At 61.9% G+C, this 21,684-nt stretch carries 17 protein-coding genes and 1 pseudogene; 9 read left to right on the forward strand and 9 right to left on the reverse strand.

Annotated features, from left to right (window positions below; all coding sequences use genetic code 11):
* Positions 1-4 precede the first annotated feature (4 nt).
* The 7 genes and pseudogenes from C4J94_RS02120 to hemE form a co-directional block, all read left to right on the forward strand.
* Positions 5-1,258, forward strand: a pseudogene (locus C4J94_RS02120) (type IV pilus secretin PilQ); the annotation flags it as partial.
* Between the two features lie 4 nt (positions 1,259-1,262).
* The gene (gene aroK, locus C4J94_RS02125) at positions 1,263-1,781 is read left to right on the forward strand and encodes a shikimate kinase AroK (RefSeq protein WP_003171222.1); all 519 of its coding nucleotides are present in this window, start codon (positions 1,263-1,265) and stop codon (positions 1,779-1,781) included.
* Between the two features lie 125 nt (positions 1,782-1,906).
* Positions 1,907-3,007 carry a 3-dehydroquinate synthase gene (gene aroB / locus C4J94_RS02130; RefSeq protein ID WP_124384768.1) on the forward strand — a complete coding sequence of 367 codons (1,101 nt, stop codon included), beginning with the start codon at positions 1,907-1,909 and terminating at the stop codon, positions 3,005-3,007.
* A gap of 9 nt (positions 3,008-3,016) precedes the next feature.
* Positions 3,017-4,573 carry an SPOR domain-containing protein gene (locus C4J94_RS02135; protein ID WP_124384769.1) on the forward strand — a complete coding sequence of 519 codons (1,557 nt, stop codon included), beginning with the start codon at positions 3,017-3,019 and terminating at the stop codon, positions 4,571-4,573.
* Positions 4,574-4,926: 353 nt separating this feature from the next.
* Positions 4,927-9,372, forward strand: a complete 4,446-nt coding sequence (gene gltB, locus C4J94_RS02145; RefSeq protein ID WP_124384770.1) for a glutamate synthase large subunit — start codon at positions 4,927-4,929, stop codon at positions 9,370-9,372.
* A 32-nt stretch (positions 9,373-9,404) separates the two neighbouring features.
* Positions 9,405-10,823, forward strand: coding sequence for an FAD-dependent oxidoreductase (locus tag C4J94_RS02150; RefSeq protein ID WP_003171228.1), 1,419 nt, complete (start codon positions 9,405-9,407; stop codon positions 10,821-10,823).
* A gap of 243 nt (positions 10,824-11,066) precedes the next feature.
* On the forward strand, positions 11,067-12,134 hold the full coding sequence (gene hemE, locus C4J94_RS02155; protein ID WP_124384771.1) for a uroporphyrinogen decarboxylase: 1,068 nt from the start codon (positions 11,067-11,069) through the stop codon (positions 12,132-12,134).
* Positions 12,135-12,254: 120 nt separating this feature from the next.
* Here the strand turns inward: hemE and C4J94_RS02160 are convergent, their stop codons facing one another.
* A complete protein-coding gene (locus C4J94_RS02160; protein WP_372240888.1) occupies positions 12,255-13,481 on the reverse strand; it encodes an MFS transporter in 1,227 nt (408 codons plus the stop codon).
* Positions 13,482-13,651: 170 nt separating this feature from the next.
* On the opposite strand from C4J94_RS02160, the gene C4J94_RS02165 reads away from it, so the two are divergent.
* Positions 13,652-14,545: a LysR family transcriptional regulator gene (locus tag C4J94_RS02165; protein ID WP_124384773.1), complete on the forward strand. Its 894-nt coding sequence runs from the start codon at positions 13,652-13,654 to the stop codon at positions 14,543-14,545.
* Between the two features lie 87 nt (positions 14,546-14,632).
* Positions 14,633-15,019 (forward strand): type II toxin-antitoxin system PemK/MazF family toxin, encoded by a 387-nt coding sequence (locus tag C4J94_RS02170; RefSeq protein ID WP_124384774.1) that lies wholly within the window; start codon positions 14,633-14,635, stop codon positions 15,017-15,019.
* Positions 15,020-15,221: 202 nt separating this feature from the next.
* Here C4J94_RS02170 and C4J94_RS02175 read toward each other — a convergent pair whose 3' ends face one another.
* Genes C4J94_RS02175 through C4J94_RS02210 form a run of 8 tightly spaced genes read right to left on the reverse strand, consistent with a single transcriptional unit; the run spans position 15,222 to position 21,674 of the window.
* Positions 15,222-15,617 carry a hypothetical protein gene (locus C4J94_RS02175; RefSeq protein WP_124384775.1) on the reverse strand — a complete coding sequence of 132 codons (396 nt, stop codon included), beginning with the start codon at positions 15,615-15,617 and terminating at the stop codon, positions 15,222-15,224.
* 27 nt (positions 15,618-15,644) lie between these two features.
* Entirely contained in the window at positions 15,645-16,871 is a 1,227-nt protein-coding gene (locus C4J94_RS02180) for a beta-ketoacyl-ACP synthase (protein ID WP_124384776.1), read from the reverse strand.
* Positions 16,871-17,599 carry a 3-oxoacyl-ACP reductase FabG gene (gene fabG / locus C4J94_RS02185; protein ID WP_124384777.1) on the reverse strand — a complete coding sequence of 243 codons (729 nt, stop codon included), beginning with the start codon at positions 17,597-17,599 and terminating at the stop codon, positions 16,871-16,873. Before fabG ends, C4J94_RS02180 begins: the two co-directional genes overlap by 1 nt.
* A complete protein-coding gene (locus tag C4J94_RS02190) occupies positions 17,596-18,057 on the reverse strand; it encodes a hotdog family protein (RefSeq protein WP_124384778.1) in 462 nt (153 codons plus the stop codon). The genes fabG and C4J94_RS02190 overlap by 4 nt, the downstream gene beginning before the upstream one ends.
* Complete coding sequence (locus C4J94_RS02195) at positions 18,054-19,220, reverse strand: beta-ketoacyl-[acyl-carrier-protein] synthase family protein (RefSeq protein WP_124384779.1); 1,167 nt, start codon at positions 19,218-19,220, stop codon at positions 18,054-18,056. Before C4J94_RS02195 ends, C4J94_RS02190 begins: the two co-directional genes overlap by 4 nt.
* Complete coding sequence (locus tag C4J94_RS02200) at positions 19,217-19,699, reverse strand: hypothetical protein (RefSeq protein WP_124384780.1); 483 nt, start codon at positions 19,697-19,699, stop codon at positions 19,217-19,219. The genes C4J94_RS02195 and C4J94_RS02200 overlap by 4 nt, the downstream gene beginning before the upstream one ends.
* A complete protein-coding gene (locus C4J94_RS02205; RefSeq protein ID WP_124384781.1) occupies positions 19,696-20,430 on the reverse strand; it encodes a class I SAM-dependent methyltransferase in 735 nt (244 codons plus the stop codon). Before C4J94_RS02205 ends, C4J94_RS02200 begins: the two co-directional genes overlap by 4 nt.
* Positions 20,427-21,674 (reverse strand): NAD(P)/FAD-dependent oxidoreductase, encoded by a 1,248-nt coding sequence (locus tag C4J94_RS02210; RefSeq protein ID WP_124384782.1) that lies wholly within the window; start codon positions 21,672-21,674, stop codon positions 20,427-20,429. The genes C4J94_RS02205 and C4J94_RS02210 overlap by 4 nt, the downstream gene beginning before the upstream one ends.
* Positions 21,675-21,684 lie beyond the last annotated feature (10 nt).

Genomic DNA, 21,684 nt, shown 5'->3' on the forward strand with positions numbered 1-21,684 from the left:
GGGTTATACGGGCGACAGACTGAGCCTTAATTTTCAGAACATCGAATTGCGCGCGGCGTTGCAGCAGATCGCCGACGTCGCAGGCCTCAACCTGGTGGCCGGGGACGAAGTGCAAGGTTCGATCACCCTGCGGCTCAAGGATGTGCCCTGGGACCAGGCGCTGGACCTGGTGTTGCAAGCCAAGGGCCTGGATAAACGCGTGAAGGCCGGCGTATTGCTGGTGGCTCCCGCCGATGAAATGGCCGCTCGTGAACTGCTGACGCTGGAGGCGCGCAAGCAGTTGGCGGAGCTGGCGCCGTTACGTCGGGAATTGCTGCAGGTCAATTACGCCAAGGCAGCCGACCTGGCCAAGCTGTTCCAGTCAGTGACCGGCTTTGAAGGCGCGACCGACGAGCGCGGTTCGGTGGCGGTAGATGATCGCACCAACAACATCATTGCCTACCAGACCAGTGAGCGGCTGGAGGAACTGCGACGGATCGTGGCGCAGTTGGACGTGCCGGTGCGCCAGGTGATGATCGAGGCACGCATCGTCGAGGCCAATGTCGATTACGACAAAAGCCTGGGCGCACGCTGGGGCGGGCGCCTGGATCGCGGCAATTGGAGCGCTGGCGGGATTCCCAAGCCCCAGGCGGACGGTGCACAGCCCCCCGAGAACCCACCCAGCTCACCCTTTGTCGACCTGGGTTCGCTGACCGGCACCTCTGGCCTGGGGCTGGCCTTTATCACCAACAACCTGCTGCTCGACCTCGAACTGACCGCCATGGAAAAATCCGGCAATGGTGAAATCGTCTCGCAGCCCAAGGTGGTCACCTCCGACAAGGAAACCGCGCGCATCCTCAAGGGCACCGAGATTCCCTACCAGGAATCCACGTCCCAGGGCGCTACCTCGGTCTCGTTCAAGGAAGCCTCGCTGTCGCTGGAGGTCACGCCGCAGATCACCCCCGACGACCATGTGATCATGGAGGTCAAGGTCACCAAGGACGAGCCCGACTATCTGAACAAACTCAACGACGTTCCACCGATCAAGAAAAACGAGGTCAACGCCAAGGTCCTGGTCAAGGATGGCGAGACCATTGTCATCGGCGGGGTTTTCTCCAATACCCAAAGCAAAGTGCTAGATAAAGTGCCATTTTTGGGCGATGTGCCGTATCTTGGCCGCCTTTTCCGGCGCGATGTGCGGGCGGAGAAAAAATCCGAGCTGCTGGTATTCCTGACTCCGCGTATCATGAATAACCAGGCGATTGCTGTGAGTCGTTGATTCTGTGCGAAATTTGATTCTTGTAGGGCCGATGGGCGCTGGAAAAAGCACCATCGGCCGTTTGCTGGCCAAAGAGCTGCGCCTGCCATTCAAAGATTCCGACAAGGAAATTGAATTGCGCACGGGTGCCAATATCCCATGGATCTTCGATAAGGAAGGCGAACTGGGCTTTCGCGACCGCGAGCAGGCGATGATTGCCGAGCTGTGCGGCTGCGATGGCGTGGTATTGGCCACCGGCGGTGGCGCGGTGATGCGCGACGAAAACCGCCGCGCCCTGCATGCCGGTGGACGCGTGGTCTATCTGCATGCCTCGGTCGAGCAGCAGGTGGGTCGCACCGCCCGTGATCGCAATCGCCCGTTGCTGCGCACGGCCAACCCGGAAAAAACCCTGCGCGACCTGCTTGCGCTGCGCGATCCGCTGTATCGGGAAATCGCCGATCTGGTGGTGGAAACCGATGAACGGCCGCCTCGAATGGTGGTACTCGATATCCTTGAGCGCCTGCAACGGCTACCACCCCGTTAAAGCCTGGCCGCAAATGCGCTATTCTCGGCGGCGCGCCATGACCTTGCGGGGTATGGCGTAGAGCCATCAGGCAGCGTCTGACCCAGGCGCTGCCGGTCGTCAAAATATCTTCAACGCGGGGACACATGCAGACACTTAAGGTCGATCTAGGCGAGCGCAGCTACCCGATCCATATTGGCGAAGGTCTGTTGGACCAGCCTGAGCTGCTCGCACCGCATATTGCCGGTCGGCAAGTGGCGATCATCTCCAATGAAACGGTGGCGCCGCTTTATCTGGAGCGCCTGAGCCGTAGCCTGGCAGCGTACTCGGTGATCTCGGTGATCCTGCCCGACGGCGAAGCCCACAAGAACTGGGAAACCCTGCAACTGATCTTCGATGGCCTGCTGACCGCGCGGCATGACCGCCGTACTACCGTGGTCGCCCTGGGCGGCGGTGTGATCGGCGACATGGCCGGCTTCGCGGCTGCCTGCTACCAGCGTGGCGTGGACTTCATACAGGTGCCGACCACGTTGCTGTCCCAGGTCGATTCGTCGGTGGGCGGCAAGACCGGCATCAATCACCCACTGGGCAAGAACATGGTCGGTGCGTTCTATCAGCCGCAGGCCGTGCTGATCGACACCGCGACCCTTAACACCCTGCCGCCTCGCGAGCTGTCGGCGGGCCTGGCCGAAGTCATCAAGTACGGGCTGATTTGCGACGAGCCCTTCCTGACCTGGCTGGAAGAACACATGGACGCCTTGCGCGCCCTTGACCAGGTCGCACTCACCGAAGCGATTTCCCGCTCATGCGCAGCCAAGGCGCTGGTGGTGAATGCCGACGAACGGGAGTCCGGTGTACGCGCTACCCTGAACCTGGGCCACACCTTCGGCCATGCGATCGAAACGCACATGGGCTATGGTGTGTGGCTGCATGGGGAAGCCGTAGCGGCTGGCACCGTGATGGCATTGGAGATGTCGCAGCGCCTGGGCTGGATCAGCGCCCAGGAGCGTGATCGCGGTATCCGTCTGTTCCAGCGCGCCGGTCTGCCGGTGATTCCGCCGTCAGAAATGACCGAGGCGGATTTCCTGGAACACATGGCAATAGACAAGAAAGTGATCGACGGTCGACTGCGCCTGGTGCTGTTGCGCCACATGGGCGAAGCAGTGGTGACCGACGATTATCCGAAAGAGATTCTACAGGCCACGCTGGGAGCGGATTACCGCGCCCTGGCCCAGCTCAAAGGTTAACAAGACCCGATGACTAGTTTGCATGCCGACGAGGCGTTCCTCGGCCATTACCACCTGAGCCACGACCCTTTCGCGCCTCGGGTGCCAGGTTTCAAATTCTTCCCTGCCCAGCGCAAGCCGGTGCTGGGGCAACTGCATCATCTCGCGCGCTACAGCCAGTTGCTGCTGGTAGTCACGGGGCCGTTGGGCAGCGGCAAGACCTTGCTGCGCCAGGCGCTGGTCGCCAGCACCAACAAGCAATCGGTGCAGAGCGTTGTGGTCTCGGCCCGTGGTGCCGGTGATGCGGCCGGCGTGCTGCGCCAGGTGGCGCAGGCGCTGGACGTCGCCAACGCCGAGCCCAACGCGATCCTCAAGCAGGTGGTGCAACTGGGCCTGACCGGCCAGGAAGTCTATCTGCTGGTGGATGATGCCGAGCAGCTCGATGAGTCCGCCCTGGAAGCACTGTTGGCGCTGGCCGCGGGTACGCCGGAAGGTCGCCCCCATGTGTTCCTGTTTGGCGAGTCATCGTTGATCGCCGATCTGGAGCAGATCAGCGGTGAGCAAGAGCTGTTTCACGTCATCGAATTGCAGCCGTACGAAGAAGAAGAAACCCGCGAATACCTGGCGCAGCGCCTCGAAGGTGCCGGGGCCGGTATCGAACTTTTCACCGCTGCGCAGATCTCTGATATTCACGAAAGCTCCGATGGCTGGCCTGGCAACATCAATCAGGTTGCCCGCGATGCAATGATCGAAGCCATGATTGCCAGCCGCTCCGCGGTCAAGCGTCCAAAGATGGGGTTCACTATGCCTAAGAAGCACGTATTGGCTATTTCCGCCGTTGTCGTGGTCGCTGTCGCCGCCGCCTGGTTGATCCCAGGTCGCAGCAAGGCACCGACAACCGCCGGCGCGCCAACCGAACAGGCGCAGTTGCCACTGGGCAAGCCCACGCCAAATGTCGAATTCGCCAACTCTGGCCAACCGACCAACCTGCCGATGGTCGGCCAACCTGTGATGCGCGGCCCGCTGGCTGAAGAAGCCGGTGGCATCTCCGAAGGCGACGACGGCGTGCCGGTGGAAGGCTCCAGCGCCACGCCGCCGACCGTGACCACCACCGCGCCGCCTGCGGGCGTGCCTGCCGGTACGCCAGCGACCCCAGTTGCACCGGTTGCCAAGCCTACCCCGGCACCGACGGTTGCCACAGCCAAGCCTGCGCCGGCCGCCAAGCCCGCTCCAACACCTGCTCCAGCGGCCAAGCCTGCTGAAAAGCCTGCGGCCACCGTTGCCAAGGCCGGTGCTGCCGGCAGCAGCTGGTACAGCAGCCAGCCTACCGGCAACTTCGTGGTGCAGATCCTCGGCACCAGCTCCGAGGCCAACGCCCAGGCGTTCGTCAAGGAGCAGGGCGGCCAGTACCGTTATTTCAAGAAAGTGCTCAACGGCAAGCCGCTGTATGTGATCACTTACGGCAGCTTCCCAAGCCGCGCCGCAGCCGATTCCGCCATCAAGGCCTTGCCAGCGAAGGTTCAGGCTGGTAAACCTTGGCCTCGCACTGTTGCCAGCGTTCAACAAGAACTGGCAACAACTCGCTGAAGATCCGGCGGCCTTACCCAGGCCGCCCTCCCGGCACCTCAAAATCAAACCGCAAGTGCGTGCGACCTCTACAGGCCGCGCGCTTTGTGGTGTCTGCGTCATAGTAGCTTTTGAGTCGTAGCGGTCAGAATTAAAAAAGTTTTGACTAGCACAGCATATCGCTTTAAACCTTTCATAAATGCGACATAGATTTGCGACATTTCGTCGCTAAATTTGTGAGCGTCTGTGTCGGTGTGTACAATGACCTCCCTTTTGCCCCCGCTAAGCCGGCGTACGTTCGGCGTGGAAGGTAACCGGTTGAATTGAAAAGAAATTTGCCTCGGTATAAGAGGCAGCCTGGTGAGAAAGTGTCTATGAAAGCAGGTCTGTACCAACCCGATGAATTCAAGGATAACTGCGGTTTCGGCCTGATAGCCCACATGCAGGGCGAGCCCAGTCATACCCTTTTGCAAACGGCCATCGAGGCCCTGACCTGCATGACCCACCGCGGTGGGATCAACGCCGACGGCAAGACCGGTGACGGCTGCGGCTTGCTGATTCAAAAGCCCGACCAGTTCCTGCGCGCTGTCGCCAAAGAGCATTTCGCCGTCGAACTGCCCAAGCAGTACGCCGTGGGCATGGTGTTTTTCAACCAGGACCCGGTCAAAGCCCAAGCCGCTCGCGAGAACATGAACCGCGAGATCGTTGCCGCCGGCCTGCAGCTCGTCGGCTGGCGCAAAGTGCCAATCGACACCAGCGTCCTCGGCCGCCTGGCCCTGGAGCGTCTGCCGCAGATCGAACAAGTGTTTATCGCAGGCGACGGCCTGAGCGATCAGGACATGGCGATCAAGCTGTTCACATCGCGTCGTCGCTCGTCGGTGCTCAACGCCGCCGATACCGACCACTACATCTGCAGCTTTTCCCACAAGACCATCATTTATAAAGGCCTGATGATGCCGGCGGACCTCACCGCCTTTTATCCGGACCTGAGCGATGAGCGCCTGCAAACCGCCATCTGCGTGTTCCACCAGCGCTTCTCCACCAACACCCTGCCGAAATGGCCGCTGGCCCAGCCATTCCGCTTCCTTGCCCACAACGGCGAGATCAACACCATCACCGGCAACCGCAACTGGGCCGTGGCCCGTCGCACCAAGTTCGCCAACGATCTGATGGACCTGGAAGAGCTCGGCCCGCTGGTCAACCGCGTGGGCTCGGACTCTTCCAGCATGGATAACATGCTCGAGCTGATGGTCACCGGCGGCATCGACCTGTTCCGTGGCGTGCGCATGATCATTCCGCCAGCGTGGCAGAACGTCGAGACCATGGACCCGGATCTGCGGGCGTTCTACGAATACAACTCGATGCACATGGAACCGTGGGACGGCCCGGCCGGCGTGGTCATGACCGACGGCCGCTACGCGGTGTGCCTGCTCGACCGTAACGGCCTGCGCCCGGCGCGCTGGGTCACCACCACCAACGGTTTTATCACCCTGGCGTCGGAAATCGGCGTATGGGACTACAAGCCTGAAGACGTGATCGCCAAAGGCCGCGTAGGCCCTGGCCAGATCCTCGCCGTGGACACCGAAACCGGGCAGATCCTCGACACCGACGCCATCGACAACCGTTTGAAGTCCCGTCATCCGTACAAGCAATGGCTGCGCAAGAACGCCTTGCGCATCCAGGCGACCATGGAAGACAACGACCACGGCTCGGCTTTCTACGACGTCGATCAGCTCAAGCAGTACATGAAGATGTACCAGGTTACGTTCGAAGAGCGCGACCAGGTGCTGCGCCCGCTCGGCGAGCAGGGCTACGAAGCCGTTGGCTCCATGGGCGATGACACGCCGATGGCCGTGCTGTCCCAGCGTGTACGCACGCCGTACGACTACTTCCGCCAGCAGTTCGCCCAGGTGACCAACCCACCGATCGATCCGCTGCGCGAAGCCATCGTGATGTCGCTGGAAGTGTGCCTGGGTGCCGAGCGCAACATATTCCAGGAATCGCCGGAGCACGCTTCCCGCGTGATCCTCAGCTCGCCGGTCGTTTCCCCGGCCAAGTGGCGTTCGTTGATGACCCTGGAACGTCCAGGTTTCGACCGCCAGATCATCGACCTGAACTACGACGAGAGCCTTGGCCTTGAAGCCGCTGTGCGCAACGTCGCCGACCAGGCCGAAGAAGCCGTGCGCGCCGGTCGTACCCAGATCGTGCTGACCGACCGGCATATTGCCCCCGGCAAGCTGCCGATCCACGCTTCGCTGGCCACCGGCGCGGTGCATCACCGCCTGACCGAAAAAGGCCTGCGTTGCGACTCCAACATCCTGGTGGAAACCGCCACTGCCCGCGACCCGCATCATTTCGCTGTATTGATCGGTTTCGGCGCTTCGGCGGTCTATCCGTTCCTCGCGTACGAAGTGCTTGGCGACCTGATCCGTACCGGCGAAGTGCTGGGCGACCTTTACGAAGTGTTCAAGAACTACCGTAAGGGCATCACCAAGGGCCTGCTCAAGATCCTGTCGAAGATGGGCATCTCCACGGTCACCTCGTACCGTGGCGCGCAACTGTTCGAAGCCATCGGCCTGTCCGAAGAAGTCTGCGAGTTGAGCTTCCGTGGCGTGCCAAGCCGTATCAAGGGTGCGCGTTTCGTCGACATCGAAGCCGAACAGAAAGCCCTGGCGGCCGAAGCCTGGAGCGCGCGCAAGCCGATCCAGCAAGGCGGCCTGCTCAAGTTCGTGCACGGTGGTGAATATCACGCCTACAACCCGGACGTGGTCAGCACCCTGCAGGCCGCTGTGCAGCAGGGCGACTACGCCAAGTTCAAGCAATACACGAGCCTGGTGGACAACCGCCCGGTGTCGATGATCCGCGACTTGCTCAAGGTGAAGACCCTGGACACAGCGCTGGACATCAGCGAAATCGAGCCGCTGGAGTCGATCCTCAAGCGCTTCGACTCCGCCGGTATTTCCCTGGGCGCGCTGTCGCCTGAGGCTCACGAAGCACTGGCCGAAGCCATGAACCGCCTGGGCGCGCGTTCCAACTCCGGCGAAGGTGGTGAGGACCCGGCGCGCTACGGCACGATCAAGAGTTCGAAAATCAAGCAGGTTGCTACCGGCCGTTTCGGCGTGACCCCGGAATACCTGGTCAACGCCGAAGTGCTGCAGATCAAGGTAGCCCAGGGCGCCAAGCCCGGTGAAGGCGGCCAACTGCCCGGCGGCAAGGTCAACGGTTTGATCGCCAAGCTGCGTTATGCGGTGCCCGGCGTGACGCTGATCTCGCCACCGCCGCACCACGACATCTATTCGATTGAAGACTTGTCGCAGCTGATTTTCGACCTCAAGCAAGTCAACCCGCAGGCCCTGGTCTCGGTGAAACTGGTCGCGGAAGCCGGCGTTGGCACCATCGCCGCCGGTGTGGCCAAGGCCTATGCCGACCTGATCACCATTTCCGGTTACGACGGTGGCACCGGCGCTTCGCCGCTGACCTCGATCAAATATGCCGGCGCACCGTGGGAGCTCGGCCTGGCCGAAACCCACCAGACCCTGCGCGGCAACGACCTGCGCGGCAAAGTGCGGGTACAGACCGACGGCGGCCTGAAAACCGGCCTCGACGTGATCAAGGCCGCGATCCTCGGCGCCGAGAGCTTCGGTTTCGGCACTGCGCCGATGATTGCCCTGGGCTGCAAATACCTGCGCATCTGCCACCTGAACAACTGCGCGACCGGCGTTGCCACCCAGAACGAGAAGCTGCGCAAGGACCACTACATCGGCACCGTCGACATGGTGGTGAATTTCTTCACCTACGTCGCCGAAGAGACCCGTGAGTGGCTGGCCAAGCTGGGCGTGCGTTCGCTGGAAGAGCTGATCGGCCGTACCGATCTGCTCGACGTCCTCGAAGGCCAGACCGCCAAGCAACAGCACCTGGACCTGACGCCGTTGCTGGGCAGCGATCATATCCCGGCAGACAAGCCACAGTTCTGCCAGGTGGACCGCAATCCGCCGTTCGATAAAGGCCTGCTGGCCGAGAAGATGGTCGACTTGGCCGGCTCCTCGATCAATGACGCCAGCGGTGGCGAATTCGCCCTGGAGATCTGCAACTGCGACCGTTCCATCGGCGCGCGCATCTCCGGCGAAATCGCGCGCAAGCACGGCAACCAAGGCATGGCGAAAGCGCCGATCACCTTCCGCTTCAAGGGCACCGCGGGCCAGAGCTTCGGCGTGTGGAACGCCGGTGGCCTGCACATGTACCTGGAAGGCGACGCCAACGACTACGTGGGCAAAGGCATGACCGGCGGCAAGCTGGTGATCGTTCCGCCTCAAGGCAGCATCTACAAGACCCAGGACAGTGCCATCATCGGCAACACCTGCCTGTACGGCGCCACCGGAGGCAAGTTGTTCGCCGCCGGCACTGCCGGCGAGCGTTTCGCCGTGCGTAACTCCGGTGCCCACACCGTGGTTGAAGGCACCGGCGATCACTGCTGCGAGTACATGACCGGGGGCTTTGTCGCGGTACTGGGCAAGACCGGTTACAACTTCGGTTCGGGCATGACCGGCGGTTTCGCCTACGTGCTCGACCAGGACAACACCTTCGTCGACAAGGTCAACCACGAGTTGGTCGAGATCCAGCGGATCAGCGGCGAGGCCATGGAGTCGTACCGCAACCACTTGCAGCACGTGCTGGACGAGTACGTTGAGGAAACCGGCAGCGAATGGGGTCGTAACCTCGCCGAGAACCTCGATGATTACCTGCGTCGTTTCTGGCTGGTCAAGCCCAAGGCTGCCAACCTGAAATCGTTGCTTTCCAGCATCCGTGCCAACCCGCAGTGATATGCGCCTGAAGAGTTTGATGAGGTTTTAACATGGCTGAACGTCTGAATAACGACTTCCAGTTCATCGATGTCGGGCGCAAAGATCCGAAGAAGAAACTGTTACGTCAACGCAAGAAAGAGTTCGTGGAAATCTACGAACCCTTCAAACCCCAGCACTCGGCCGACCAGGCCCATCGCTGCCTGGGTTGCGGTAACCCGTATTGCGAATGGAAGTGCCCGGTGCACAACTTCATTCCCAACTGGCTGAAATTGGTGGCCGAGGGCAACATCCTCGCCGCCGCCGAGCTGTCGCACCAGACCAACACCCTGCCGGAAGTCTGCGGCCGGGTGTGCCCGCAGGACCGTCTGTGCGAGGGGGCCTGCACCCTCAACGACGGCTTTGGCGCGGTGACCATCGGTTCGGTGGAGAAGTACATCACCGACACCGCGTTCGCCATGGGCTGGCGCCCGGACATGTCCAAGGTCAAGCCGACCGGCAAGCGCGTCGCGATCATCGGTGCCGGGCCTGCTGGCCTGGGCTGCGCCGACGTGCTGGTGCGTGGCGGCGTGACCCCGGTGGTGTTCGACAAGAACCCGGAAATCGGCGGCCTGCTGACCTTCGGCATCCCCGAGTTCAAGTTGGAAAAGACCGTACTGAGCAACCGTCGCGAAGTGTTCACCGGCATGGGCATCGAGTTCCGCCTGAACACCGAGATCGGCAAAGACATCACCATGGAGCAACTGCTCGCCGAATACGACGCGGTCTTCATGGGCATGGGCACCTACACCTACATGAAGGGCGGTTTTGCCGGTGAGGACCTGCCGGGCGTGTATGACGCGCTCGACTTCCTGATCGCCAACGTCAACCGCAACCTGGGCTTTGAAAAGTCGCCGGAAGATTTCGTCGACATGAAAGGCAAGAAGGTGGTGGTACTCGGCGGCGGCGACACCGCGATGGACTGCAACCGTACGTCGATCCGCCAGGGCGCCAAATCGGTGACCTGTGCCTATCGTCGTGACGAAGCCAACATGCCCGGCTCGCGCAAAGAGGTGAAGAACGCCAAGGAAGAAGGCGTGAAATTCCTCTACAACCGCCAGCCGATCGCTATCGTGGGCGAAGATCGCGTCGAAGGCGTGAAGGTGGTCGAGACCCGTCTCGGCGAACCCGACGCCCGCGGCCGTCGCAGCCCCGAGCCGATCCCGGGCTCCGAAGAGATCATCCCGGCCGACGCCGTGGTCATCGCTTTCGGCTTCCGCCCGAGCCCGGCGCCGTGGTTCGAACAGTTTGAAATCCAGACCGACAGCCAGGGCCGCGTCGTTGCCCCGGAACAAGGCCAGTACAAGCACCAGACCAGCAACCCGAAAATCTTCGCCGGTGGCGATATGGTGCGCGGCTCCGACCTGGTGGTGACCGCAATCTTCGAAGGCCGTAACGCCGCCGAAGGCATCCTGGATTACCTGCAAGTCTGACGCCGATCCCCGTTTGAAACGGGATCAAAATGTGGGTGGGGGCTTGCCCCCGATGGCGGAGTATCAGTCACCAGATTTACTGGCTGACACACCGCCATCGGGGGCAAGCCCCCTCCCACATTGTTTTGTGCTGTGTTCAAGCTGGCGCGACAAATTGACCCGATAGACAAAAGGCACGGCGCATTCCGTGCCTTTTGCGTCGCGCTCTGAGAAAATGCCCGCACTTTTTTTGCGGATGCCGACATGACTGCCCTCAAGAACGACCGTTTCCTTCGTGCCCTGCTCAAGCAGCCCGTCGACGTCACCCCCGTGTGGATGATGCGTCAAGCCGGTCGCTACTTGCCGGAATACCGCGCCAGTCGCGCCAATGCCGGCGACTTCATGAGCCTGTGCATGAATCCTGCGTTCGCCTGCGAAGTCACGATGCAGCCGCTGGACCGCTACCCGCAACTGGACGCGGCCATCCTCTTCTCCGACATCCTCACCATTCCAGACGCCATGGGCCAAGGCCTGTACTTCGAGACCGGCGAAGGCCCGCGCTTCAGGAAAGTCGTCAGCACCCTGGCCGATATCGAAGCCTTGCCGATCCCTGATCCGCACAAAGACCTCGGCTACGTGATGGATGCTGTCAGCACCATCCGCCGCGAACTCAACGGCCGCGTGCCACTGATCGGCTTCTCCGGCAGCCCATGGACCCTGGCCACCTACATGGTCGAAGGCGGCTCGTCGAAAGACTTCCGCAAGACCAAGGCCATGCTCTACGACAACCCGCACGCCATGCACCTGCTGTTGGACAAGCTGGCGCAGTCGGTCACGTCCTACCTCAATGGCCAGATCATGGCCGGCGCGCAAGCGGTGCAGATCTTCGATACTTGGGGCGGCAACTTGTCCGCTGCGGCGTACCAGGAGTTCTCCCTGGCCTACATGCGCAAGATTGTCAGCGGCCTGATCCGCGAACACGAAGGCCGCAAAGTGCCGGTCATCCTGTTCACCAAGGGCGGTGGCCTGTGGCTGGAAAGCATCGCCGACGCCGGTGCAGATGCATTGGGCCTGGACTGGACGTGCGATATTGGCGAAGCCCGCCGCCGTGTGGGTAACCAGGTTGCGCTGCAAGGCAACATGGACCCAACCGTGCTGTACGCCAAGCCTGAAGCGATCCGCACCGAAGTCGGCCGCATCCTCGCCAGCTACGGCAAAGGTACCGGCCACGTGTTCAACCTGGGCCATGGCATCACGCCGGAAGTGAATCCGGAGCATGCGGGTGCGTTCCTGCGCGCAGTGCATGAACTCTCGGCTCAGTACCACGAATAAAACGCAAAACAAAATGTGGGAGGGGGCTTGCCCCCGATAGCGGTGGATCAGTGACAGATACTGAGCCTGACACACCGCCATCGGGGGCAAGCCCCCTCCCACATTAAAAGCAGGAAAATCTCAGACCCTCGCCCGCCCCAACGGCGGCAGCTTGGCCAGCTTCAACGCCACCAGCAACGCGCCAATCAACAACGCGACGATAAACGCGCCAATCCCGTTCCAGCCGCCGAAGTGCCAGAAAAACCCGCCTGCCGTCCCGGCAATGCTTGACCCCGCGTAATAACAAAACAGATACAGCGACGATGCCTGCCCCTTCGCCTTCAGCGCACGACGGCCGATCCAGCTGCTGGCCACCGAATGGGCGGCGAAGAAGCCAAAAGTAAAGATCAGCATGCCCGGCACCACCAGCCACAGCGGGCTGAACAGTGTCAGGACCATACCGGCGAGCATCAGCACAATGGTGCCCCACAGCACGCGGCGACGGCCCAGGCGGTCGGCGAGGGAGCCGATTTTCGCCGAGCTGTAGATGCCGGACAGGTACACCAGCGACAGCAGGCCGACCACGGCCTGGCTAAGGTCATACGGGTCGGCCAGCAAGCGATAGCCGATGTAGTTGAACAGGGTCACGAACGCACCCATCAACAGGAAGGCTTCCAGAAACAGCCACGGCAGGCCCGCGTCCTTGAAATGCATCACGAAGCCGTCCAGCAGGCTGCGCGGCTTGAGGCTGCTGGCGCGGAAGTTGCGCGATTCGGGGAGGATTTTCCAGAACACCGTCGCGGCGATCAGCGCCAGGCCGCCGATGATCAGCATTGCGGTGTGCCAACTGACAAAGTCGATCAGCACGCCGATGATCAGGCGCCCGCTCATGCCGCCAATCGCATTGCCGCCGATGTACAGGCCCATGGCCAGGCCAATGTGCTGCGGGTGGATCTCTTCGCTCAGGTAGGTCATCGCCACGGCGGCCAAGCCGCTCAAGGACAGGCCCACCAGCGCACGCATCAGCAGAATGCCCTCCCAGTTCGGCATCAGGCCACTGGCAATCGTGGCCAGCGCCGCACAGAACAGCGCGGCGACCATCACCGGCTTGCGCCCCAGCCGGTCGGAAATCGGCCCAGTGATCAACAAGCCAAACGCCAACATCGCAGTGGCAACCGACAGGATCAGGCTGCTTTGTGCGGCATTGATGGAAAACTCGTGGGACAGCGCCGGCATCATCGGCTGTACGCAATACAGCAGGGCGAAGGTCGCAAACCCGCCGGAGAACAGCGCCAGCACCGTGCGCATGAACATCGGCGTGCCTTTTTCGATGTAGTCGTCGTTAAGCTGGGCGACGACTTCATCCAGGGCGGTGGGCGGGGCTTCTTGAGCGTGTACAGCAACAGCAGATTTCACGGGGACCTCGGGGAAAAAGACTGCCACGGCCGGCAATACGAAAAAGAATATAGCTGGCTAATGATTCTTTCCAATATATTGTTCGACCTGTTTGATAGCTTTAACGACCTAATGAGGCTTGCATGGAATTACGTCACCTGCGCTACTTCATCGCCGTCGCCGAAGAGCTGCATTTCGGCCGCGCCGCGCAAGTACTGGGGATCTCCCAGCCGCCGCTGAGCCAGCAAATCCAGGCGCTGGAACAGGAAGTGGGCGCGCGGTTATTCGAGCGTACCAACCGTCGGGTCGAGTTGAGTGAAGCGGGGCGCCTGTTCCTGAACGAAGCGCGCCTGGTGCTGACCCAGGTCGATAAAGCGGCGGACGTCGCTCGGCGGGCGCAGATGGGAGAACTGGGAGAGCTGAAAATCGGCTTTACCTCGTCGGCGCCGTTCACCGCCAGCATCCCGCAGGCGATCTTTGCGTTTCGCCAGGCGTTTGCGGCTGTGCATTTGAGCCTGCAGGAGATGAGCAGCACCCAAGTCGCCGAATCGTTGGTGGACGAGTCGATCCAGGTCGGGTTCATGCGGCCATTGCCGTTGCCGGACTCCCTCAGCGTGATCGAGCTGATGCGCGAGCCGTTGGTGGCGGTATTGAGCGCCGGGCACCCATTGGCACAGGGCAGCGAGCGAGGTTTGCACCTGGCGCAGTTGGCAGAGGAACCCTTTGTGTTTTTCCCGCGCAGTTATGGCAGCGGCCTCTATGCACAACTGCTCAACCTGGCCCGCGACGCCGGCTTCAGCCCGCGCTTTGCCCAGGAAGCCGGTGAAGCGATGACCATCATTGGTCTGGTGGCGGCGGGGCTGGGGGTGTCGGTGCTGCCCGCTTCCTATCAGCGTATTCGCATCGATGGTGTGGTGTACCGCACCTTGCTGGACCCGGAGGCGGTAACGGCGGTGTGGCTGGTGCAGCGCAACGGCACGCAGTCGCCGATGGCGCAGGCGTTTGTGGAACTGCTCACACGTAAAGCGCAGCTGTAAGCTGGATCACATATCAGGTAACGCAAGCGGCTTAGTCATTCGCGAGAAACTTGCGCAGAACCGCTTTTTTCAGGCGAGTGAATATGGATGGCACTTCTCTATCAGCCCAAGGAGGGCAGCGTGTTGATTTGTGATTTTCGTGGGTATGAGGTTCCGGAAATCACCAAGGTTCGGCCCGTTATTGTGGTACGCAAACATCGGACCAATAGATTGCTAGTCACGGTGGTACCGCTAAGCACTACGGCTCCACAGCAGGTGTTGGAGCATCATTTGCAGCTTGATAGTCACCTTCAAGGGGCAAGTCCGACGTGCTGGGCTAAATGCGACATTGTCGCGACAGTGAGCTTGGGCCGATTGGATCGAATAAAAAGTAAAGATCGTCATGGCAAACGAACTTACAAAATTGCAGAGCTTACCCATGACCAGTTTGTGGCGATAAAAGCGGCGGTGCGCGGTGCGCTCGGCTTGCGATAAAGCAGCATCTGGATGGGCGGCGTTTTGCCACTGATTGCAGGCAACCTGTTTTCAGGCATACTGGCCGAGTTCCCGAAAAGGGGCTTGTGAGACTCTGAGGATCCTGGGCAACCAGCCATCGCAGAGCCAGGCAGGAAGCGGCGATGACAAGCCAACCTGTTTGTGAAGAGGGCGCCGAAAGGCGCCCTTTGTCGTTTTTGGGTTACTGCATGCCCGCCGAGCGCAACCCCGCCATGATGTCGCGATCCAGCATGCTCACCCAACGGTTGTAGTTGCGATGGATCTTGCCGTCCTTGTAGCCCAGATCGCGGCTGTCGCGGTAGGTGATGGCGTAGCTGTTGCGGGTGTAGCGGATATCGATGGCCGCATAGAACTGGTTGCGCACGGTGATCTCGGCCTGTATCAGTTGCGGGCTCAGGCGTTGTACCGTCCACTCGCGTTTTTGCAGGGCGGCGACGATCACCTGTTTCATTTTTTCTTCGCTGACCTGGGTCGTGGCCGGCAGTTCGTGCTGGGTGTTAAGTACCGGTTTGTTGGTGCAACCGGCGGTGGTCAGCAGGGCCAGTGTGATCAGGGTGGCGCGTAGCAGGGAAGACATTCCGTTTTCTCCAGTCGATTAAAAAAGTCAGGACCAGCGGCGGAAGATCAACGAAGTGTTGACGCCGCCAAAGGCGAAATTGTTGTTCATCACGTAGTCGTGGTGCATCTGGCGAAAGCCACCTTGCAGGTAATCCAGCTCGCCGCATTGCGGGTCGACGGCGTCCAGGTTGAAGGTGTGCACGTACTGGTCGCGGTTCATCATCTCGATGCTGAACCAAGACTCCAGCGCCCCGCACGCGCCCAGGGTGTGACCAAGGAAGCTCTTCTGCGAACTGATGGGCATGCGAGGGCCGAACAGGCTGCTGGTGGCCAGGGTTTCGGCGATGTCGCCCTGGTCGGTGGCGGTGCCGTGGCCGTTCACGTAGCCGATGGCGGACGGCTCAAGCCCGGCATCTTCCAGGGCCAGTTCCATGGCGCGGCGCATGGTTTTCTGTTCCGGGCGAGTGGTGTGCTGGCCGTCGGCGTTGCTGCCAAAGCCGACCAGTTCGGCATGAATATGTGCGCCTCGCGCCAACGCGTGTTCCAGCTCTTCCAGCACCAGCATGCCGCCGCCTTCACCGATCACCAGCCCATCGCGGCCGCTGTCGTAGGGGCGCGGGCTGGTTTGGGGTGCGTCGTTTTTCAGGCTGGTGGCGTAGAGCGCGTCGAACACCATCGCCTCGGTGGGGCACAGCTCTTCGGCGCCTCCGGCCAGCATCAAGGGCAGGCGGCCGAACTTGATTGCCTCGTAGGCATAACCGATGCCCTGGCTGCCGCTGGTACACGCGCTGGAGGTGGGGATCAAACGGCCGGTGAGGCCGAAAAAGATGCTGATATTCGCCGCCGTCGTGTGCGGCATCATGCGCACATAAGAGTTGGCGTTAAGCCCCTCGGCCACCGAGTTCAGCAGCATATTGCCGAACGCCTTGATCTCATCGGTGCTGCCGGTGGACGAACCGCACGCCACCCCCATGCGCCCGTCTTTGATTGAATCGTCGCCGAGCAAGCCCGCGTCCTGCAACGCTTGCTCCGCTGCCCACACTGCCAGGCGCGAAACGCGGCCCATGCTGCGCAGTTGCTTGCGCGTCCAGTGCGCAGGCACGACGAAATCGTCAATCGGCCCAGCCAGGCGCGTGTTCAATTCGGTGAAACGGTCCCACTCGTCCATACGCCGGATGCCGCTGCGGTTGGCGCGAAAGTTGGCTGCGATGGTGTCCCAATCGCTGCCCAGGGAGGTCATGCCGGCCATGCCGGTGACGACGACGCGCTTCATCAGCACAAGCCCCCGTTTACGGCCAACACCTGGCGCGTGATATAGCCGGCTTCGGCCGACATCAGGAAGTTCACCGCCCCGGCGACTTCCTCCGGAGTGCCCATGCGTTGCGCCGGGATCATCTTCATCAGTTCTTCCACCGGTACGTTTTCATCCAGCATCGCGGTGTCGATCAAGCCCGGTGCCACACAGTTGACGGTGATCTTGCGCTTACCCAGCTCGATAGCCAGTGCCTTGGCTGCGCCGATCAGGCCCGCCTTGGAGGCGCTGTAGTTGACCTGCCCACGGTTGCCGATCAGCCCGGAGACCGAGGTGATGCACACGATGCGCCCGGCGGCACGCCGACGAATCATCGGCATCATCACCGGGTGCAGCACGTTGTAGAAACCGTCGAGGTTGGTGCGCATCACCACGTCCCAGTCGTCTTCCGACAGGGCCGGGAAGGCGCCGTCGCGGGTCAGGCCGGCATTGAGCACCACACCGTAATAAGCGCCATATTGTTCAACGTCGGCTTCCAGGATCTGCTTGCACGCCGCGCGATCGGCTACGTCGAATTGCAGCACCCGCGCCTGGCGGCCCAGGGCTTGGATCTCGACTTGTACCGCGCAGGCTTCGGCACGACCACTGCGGCAATGCAGCACGATGTCATGCCCGGCCTGGGCCAGGCGCAGGGCAATGGCGCGGCCGATGCCACGGCTGGAGCCGGTGACCAGTACGGATTCAGTCATGGCGTTTCGTCCTTCGATTCATCTAAATAGTTGGCCGCCTGGGGCGGTCGAAATACGTTCAAGCGTGCGCTGGCCTGGATCCCGTCGCCGGTAAGGTGGCACTCGAACACCCCCATGCCATTGTCGTCTTCCAGGGAGCGCAGGCCGTGGATGTTCAATTCAGTGCCTGCGGGAAAGTGCTCCACGTTGCACTCGAATTTACGCGTGCCCAGCAGGAAACCCAGTTCCACCGACCGGCCTTGCTGGCGCGCGCGGCAACCGGCATAGGCGGCCACGCTTTGCGCCATCAACTCGATACCGACCCACGCCGGCAGGCTGCCGTCAGCCCGGCTGAACAGGCCGCCGGGCTTGACGGTGAGGCGGGTGTGCACCTGTTCTTCATCGAACGACAGCACTTGGTCGATCAGAATCATGTCGCCCGCGTGGGGCAGCAGTTCGGCGAGTGGCCAATCGATCATGGGGCCTCTCCAATAATCAGGCTGACGTTGTTGCCGCCGAAGGCAAACGAGTTGCTCATCAGGCAGGGTTTGTTCAAGGTGTCGCCCGTGCGCGCCCATTGCAGCGCGGGCAGCGCCGGGTCCGCGTGGCCGTCCCACACGTGGGGCGGGACCAGGCCATGGGTCAGGCTCAACCAGCAGAATGCCGCTTCCAATGCGCCTGCCGCGCCGAGGGTGTGGCCGCTCATTGGCTTGGTCGACGAACAGGCCACACCGCTCGGGAACAGGCTGGCGACGGCCAGGCTTTCCATGGCGTCGTTGTGTTGGGTGGCGGTGCCGTGCAGGTTCAGGTAACCGATGTGTTCAGGCGCCAGTTTCGCGCTGGCCAGGGCCTTGCGCATGGCTTGCAGCGCCCCTTTGCCGGTGGGCTCGGGCGCGGAGATATGGTGCGCATCGCAACTGGCGCCGCTGCCCAGCAGGGCGACCGGTGCCGCCTCGCGGCTCATCACGAACAACACGGCCGCTTCGCCGATATTGATGCCGTTGCGGTTCACCGAGAACGGATTGCAGCGCTCGGCAGACACTGCTTCCAGTGCGGTAAACCCGTTCAGCGTCAGCCTGCATAAGCTGTCGACGCCACCGCAGATCACCGCATCGCACACGCCCAGGTCGAGCAGGCGCTGGGCACTCATCAAGGCGCGGGCGCTGGAGGTGCAGGCGGTGGAGATTACATAGGCCGGGCCGCTCAACTGCAGCCAGTCGGCGAGGAAATTCGCCGGGGCGCTGAGTTCCTGCTGCTGGTAGTCGTAGTCGCCAGGAAACGTGTTGTCGCGCAGGTAGTGGGCAATGCCGCGACTGGCTTCGTCGATGCCCGAGGTGCTGGTGCCCAGTACCACGCCCACCCGTGAGGCGCCGTAGGTGTGGATGGCCTGGCGGATTTGCGCTTCGATCTGCAACGCGGCTTCCAACAGCAGCTGGTTGTTGCGGCTGCTCTGCGAGCCCAGTTGCACGGGAATGGCCGCCAGTTCGCCGCGCACGGCCGCCACCGGCACCATACGTTCCGGCACCCAGCCGCTCTCGGCGCGCATGCCGGAGCAGTCACCGGCAAACAGGCTGCGGCTGACCTCGGCCTGGCCGCGGCCGAGGGCGCAGATCACGCCGAGGGCATTGAGGTAGGCGCTCATTTGCCGGCCCCCAGCGGGGTAATGCGATAGCTCAACGGTTGGCCCGCCATGTTCACGCTGAACACCTCTGAGGACTGATAGACGATTTGCCAATGGCCCGGCAATGTTCGCGTGAGGTCCATGGCCTGGGCCGAAGGATACAGCGCGCGCACGTCATCCGCCGAGGCCAGGGCAAACAGCAGCGCCGCGAACAGTTCTCGCGCCTGGGGGTTGGGCGGCAGCAAGCCATCGGCCTGCCACTGCCCGTCGATCAGCTTCTGTCGGGCCTGGGGAATGCCCAGCGGGTCCATCATCGACCAGCGAATCGCCGCCCCTTCACGCTGGATCACTAACAGCCAGTCCTGGCTACGCTTGCCCTCCAGGCGCTGCACATGCAATTGCATCGGCAAGGCCAGGGCCGGGATTTTTTCCGGCAGTGGCGCCTGGCTGGCGCATGCGCCGAGCAACAACAGGCAACCGATCAACAACCAGCGGATCATAAGCTCGTGCTCTCCAGCGGCTTGCGCGCCACGCAGTTGACCAGGGTTTCCTCGCGCTCGCCCACCGGTGGCGCCTTGCGCAGGCCCCAGCGTTCGAGCAGGCCAAAATCGCTGGAACGGCTCCACCACAGATAGGGGTACGAGACGTTCCCCGCGCCGAATTCAAAGCCCTGCTCGCGCAGCATGTCGAGGTATTCCTCGGCGCTTTTTTGCACGTGCATCGGATGACGGAACAGCCAGCGAATCACCCATGTGTCGATATAGGCTTCGGTGGATTCGGCAAACAGCAAGTAGCCGCCCGGCTTGAGTACTCGGTAAAACTCTTTGAGTGCGCGATGCTGCTCGACCAAGTGGTGAAAGGTCTGGTGGCAAAACACGATATCGACGCTGGCGTCGGCGACGTCGAGGGTGGCGCAGTCGCTGCCGATCAGCTCCACCGCCAGGCCCTGCCGAGCAGCTTCTTCGCGGCTCAGCGCCAGGCTGTGGGGGTCGGCATCCAGGCCGATCAGGCGCGAGGGCGCAAAGACCTGCTGCAGCAACTTGAACGATTTGCCCTGGCCGCAGCCGGCGTCGAGCAATACCGGCGCGGCCGGCAGCGGTTCGCTGAACAGGCTGCGCAGGTCATTGATCGCCACGCGCAACACATGGTGCTGCCAGGTGTGGCTGCGCAGGAACCAGAAGCCGAACCGGGTTTCTTCGACGTAGTTTTTACTCAGGTATTGACTGCTCATGCCGTCTCACTTGCACAAAATTGCGACAACATCCGCAGGCGCCGCTTGGGCTCACTGACAAAGGGGTTGCGTTCATCCCAGGCGTAACCGGCCAGAATCGAACTGATCATGCGGCGAATCTCCGGCGAACTGCCGGCGTGGAAAATCACATCCTGGAAGGTGCCGGCGTACCAGCCTTCGACGTAGCAGCGAAAGGTATCAACGCCGCGCTTCAACGGTTCGGCAAACTCGGTTTGCCAGTCCACCGTTTCGCCTTGCAGTTGGCGATGCAACAAGCCTGCGGCCATGCTCGCCGAGCGCATGGCGATGGTCACGCCCGACGAAAACACCGGGTCGAGAAATTCCGCCGCGTTGCCCAGCAGCGCAAAGCCCGGGCCGTGCAAGGTTTTGACGTTGGCCGCATAGCCGCCGATGCTGCGCGCCGGGGTGTCCCAGACGGCATTTTGCAGCACGCCGGACAGGCTTGGGGTTTGCTCGATAAAACCGCGCAGGCAGGCGTCGAGGTCGTCGCCGTAGCCGTCGAAATGCTCCTTGGCCGCGACCACGCCCACCGAGCAACGGCCGTTGCTGAACGGGATGGTCCAGAACCAGATATCGCGCTTCTCGGGATGGGTCGTCACCAGAATCTTGGTGCGGTCAAAGCCTGGGTGTTCGATGCGGTCTTCGACGTGGGTGAACACGGCCTGGCGCAGCGGGAAATTCGACGGTGCTTCAAGGTCCAACAGGCGCGACAGCACGCGGCCATAGCCGCTGGCATCCAGCACGAACCTGGCCTTGAGGTGGTACTCGCTGCCATTCTTGCGGCGTACGTGCAGGTAGCGACACTCACCGGAAAAGTCCACGCCAACGATGCTTTCGCCGTAGCGAATTTCCACACCCTGCAACGCGGCCTGATCGGCCAGCAGCTTGTCGAACTCGGCGCGCTGCACCTGAAAGGTCGTCGGCTTGCCGTGGCTGAACGTGTCACCGAAATCGAACGCACTGTAGCGCTCGCCCCAGGCGAACGCGGCGCCGGTTTTCACTTGAAACCCGGCAGCCTGCACGGCGTCGAGCATGCCGGCTTCTTCGATGAAGTCGATGCAGTGCGACAGCAGGCTTTCGCCAATCGAGAAACGCGGAAAATGTTCGCGCTCGATTATCAATACATCATGCCCTTTACGCTTGAGCAGCGCGGCCGCGATGGCTCCGGAAGGCCCGGCACCGATCACCACCACCTGGCGACGTTCCATTTCAACTGTGGGCACAAAGGCTCCT

The organism is Pseudomonas sp. R5-89-07, assembly GCF_003851685.1.
Classification (GTDB): Bacteria; Pseudomonadota; Gammaproteobacteria; order Pseudomonadales; family Pseudomonadaceae; genus Aquipseudomonas.

Excerpts from the sequence above, each read along its gene's own strand:
- aroB (WP_124384768.1), top strand. The coding sequence starts at position 1,907 with ATGCAGACACTTAAGGTCGATCTAGGCGAGCGCAGCTACCCGATCCAT.
- C4J94_RS02135 (WP_124384769.1), top strand. The coding sequence starts at position 3,017 with ATGACTAGTTTGCATGCCGACGAGGCGTTCCTCGGCCATTACCACCTG.
- gltB (WP_124384770.1), top strand. The coding sequence starts at position 4,927 with ATGAAAGCAGGTCTGTACCAACCCGATGAATTCAAGGATAACTGCGGT.
- C4J94_RS02150 (WP_003171228.1), top strand. The coding sequence starts at position 9,405 with ATGGCTGAACGTCTGAATAACGACTTCCAGTTCATCGATGTCGGGCGC.
- hemE (WP_124384771.1), top strand. The coding sequence starts at position 11,067 with ATGACTGCCCTCAAGAACGACCGTTTCCTTCGTGCCCTGCTCAAGCAG.
- C4J94_RS02165 (WP_124384773.1), top strand. The coding sequence starts at position 13,652 with ATGGAATTACGTCACCTGCGCTACTTCATCGCCGTCGCCGAAGAGCTG.
- C4J94_RS02170 (WP_124384774.1), top strand. The coding sequence starts at position 14,633 with ATGGCACTTCTCTATCAGCCCAAGGAGGGCAGCGTGTTGATTTGTGAT.
- C4J94_RS02175 (WP_124384775.1), bottom strand. The coding sequence starts at position 15,617 with ATGTCTTCCCTGCTACGCGCCACCCTGATCACACTGGCCCTGCTGACC.
- C4J94_RS02180 (WP_124384776.1), bottom strand. The coding sequence starts at position 16,871 with ATGAAGCGCGTCGTCGTCACCGGCATGGCCGGCATGACCTCCCTGGGC.
- fabG (WP_124384777.1), bottom strand. The coding sequence starts at position 17,599 with ATGACTGAATCCGTACTGGTCACCGGCTCCAGCCGTGGCATCGGCCGC.
- C4J94_RS02190 (WP_124384778.1), bottom strand. The coding sequence starts at position 18,057 with ATGATCGATTGGCCACTCGCCGAACTGCTGCCCCACGCGGGCGACATG.
- C4J94_RS02195 (WP_124384779.1), bottom strand. The coding sequence starts at position 19,220 with ATGAGCGCCTACCTCAATGCCCTCGGCGTGATCTGCGCCCTCGGCCGC.
- C4J94_RS02200 (WP_124384780.1), bottom strand. The coding sequence starts at position 19,699 with ATGATCCGCTGGTTGTTGATCGGTTGCCTGTTGTTGCTCGGCGCATGC.
- C4J94_RS02205 (WP_124384781.1), bottom strand. The coding sequence starts at position 20,430 with ATGAGCAGTCAATACCTGAGTAAAAACTACGTCGAAGAAACCCGGTTC.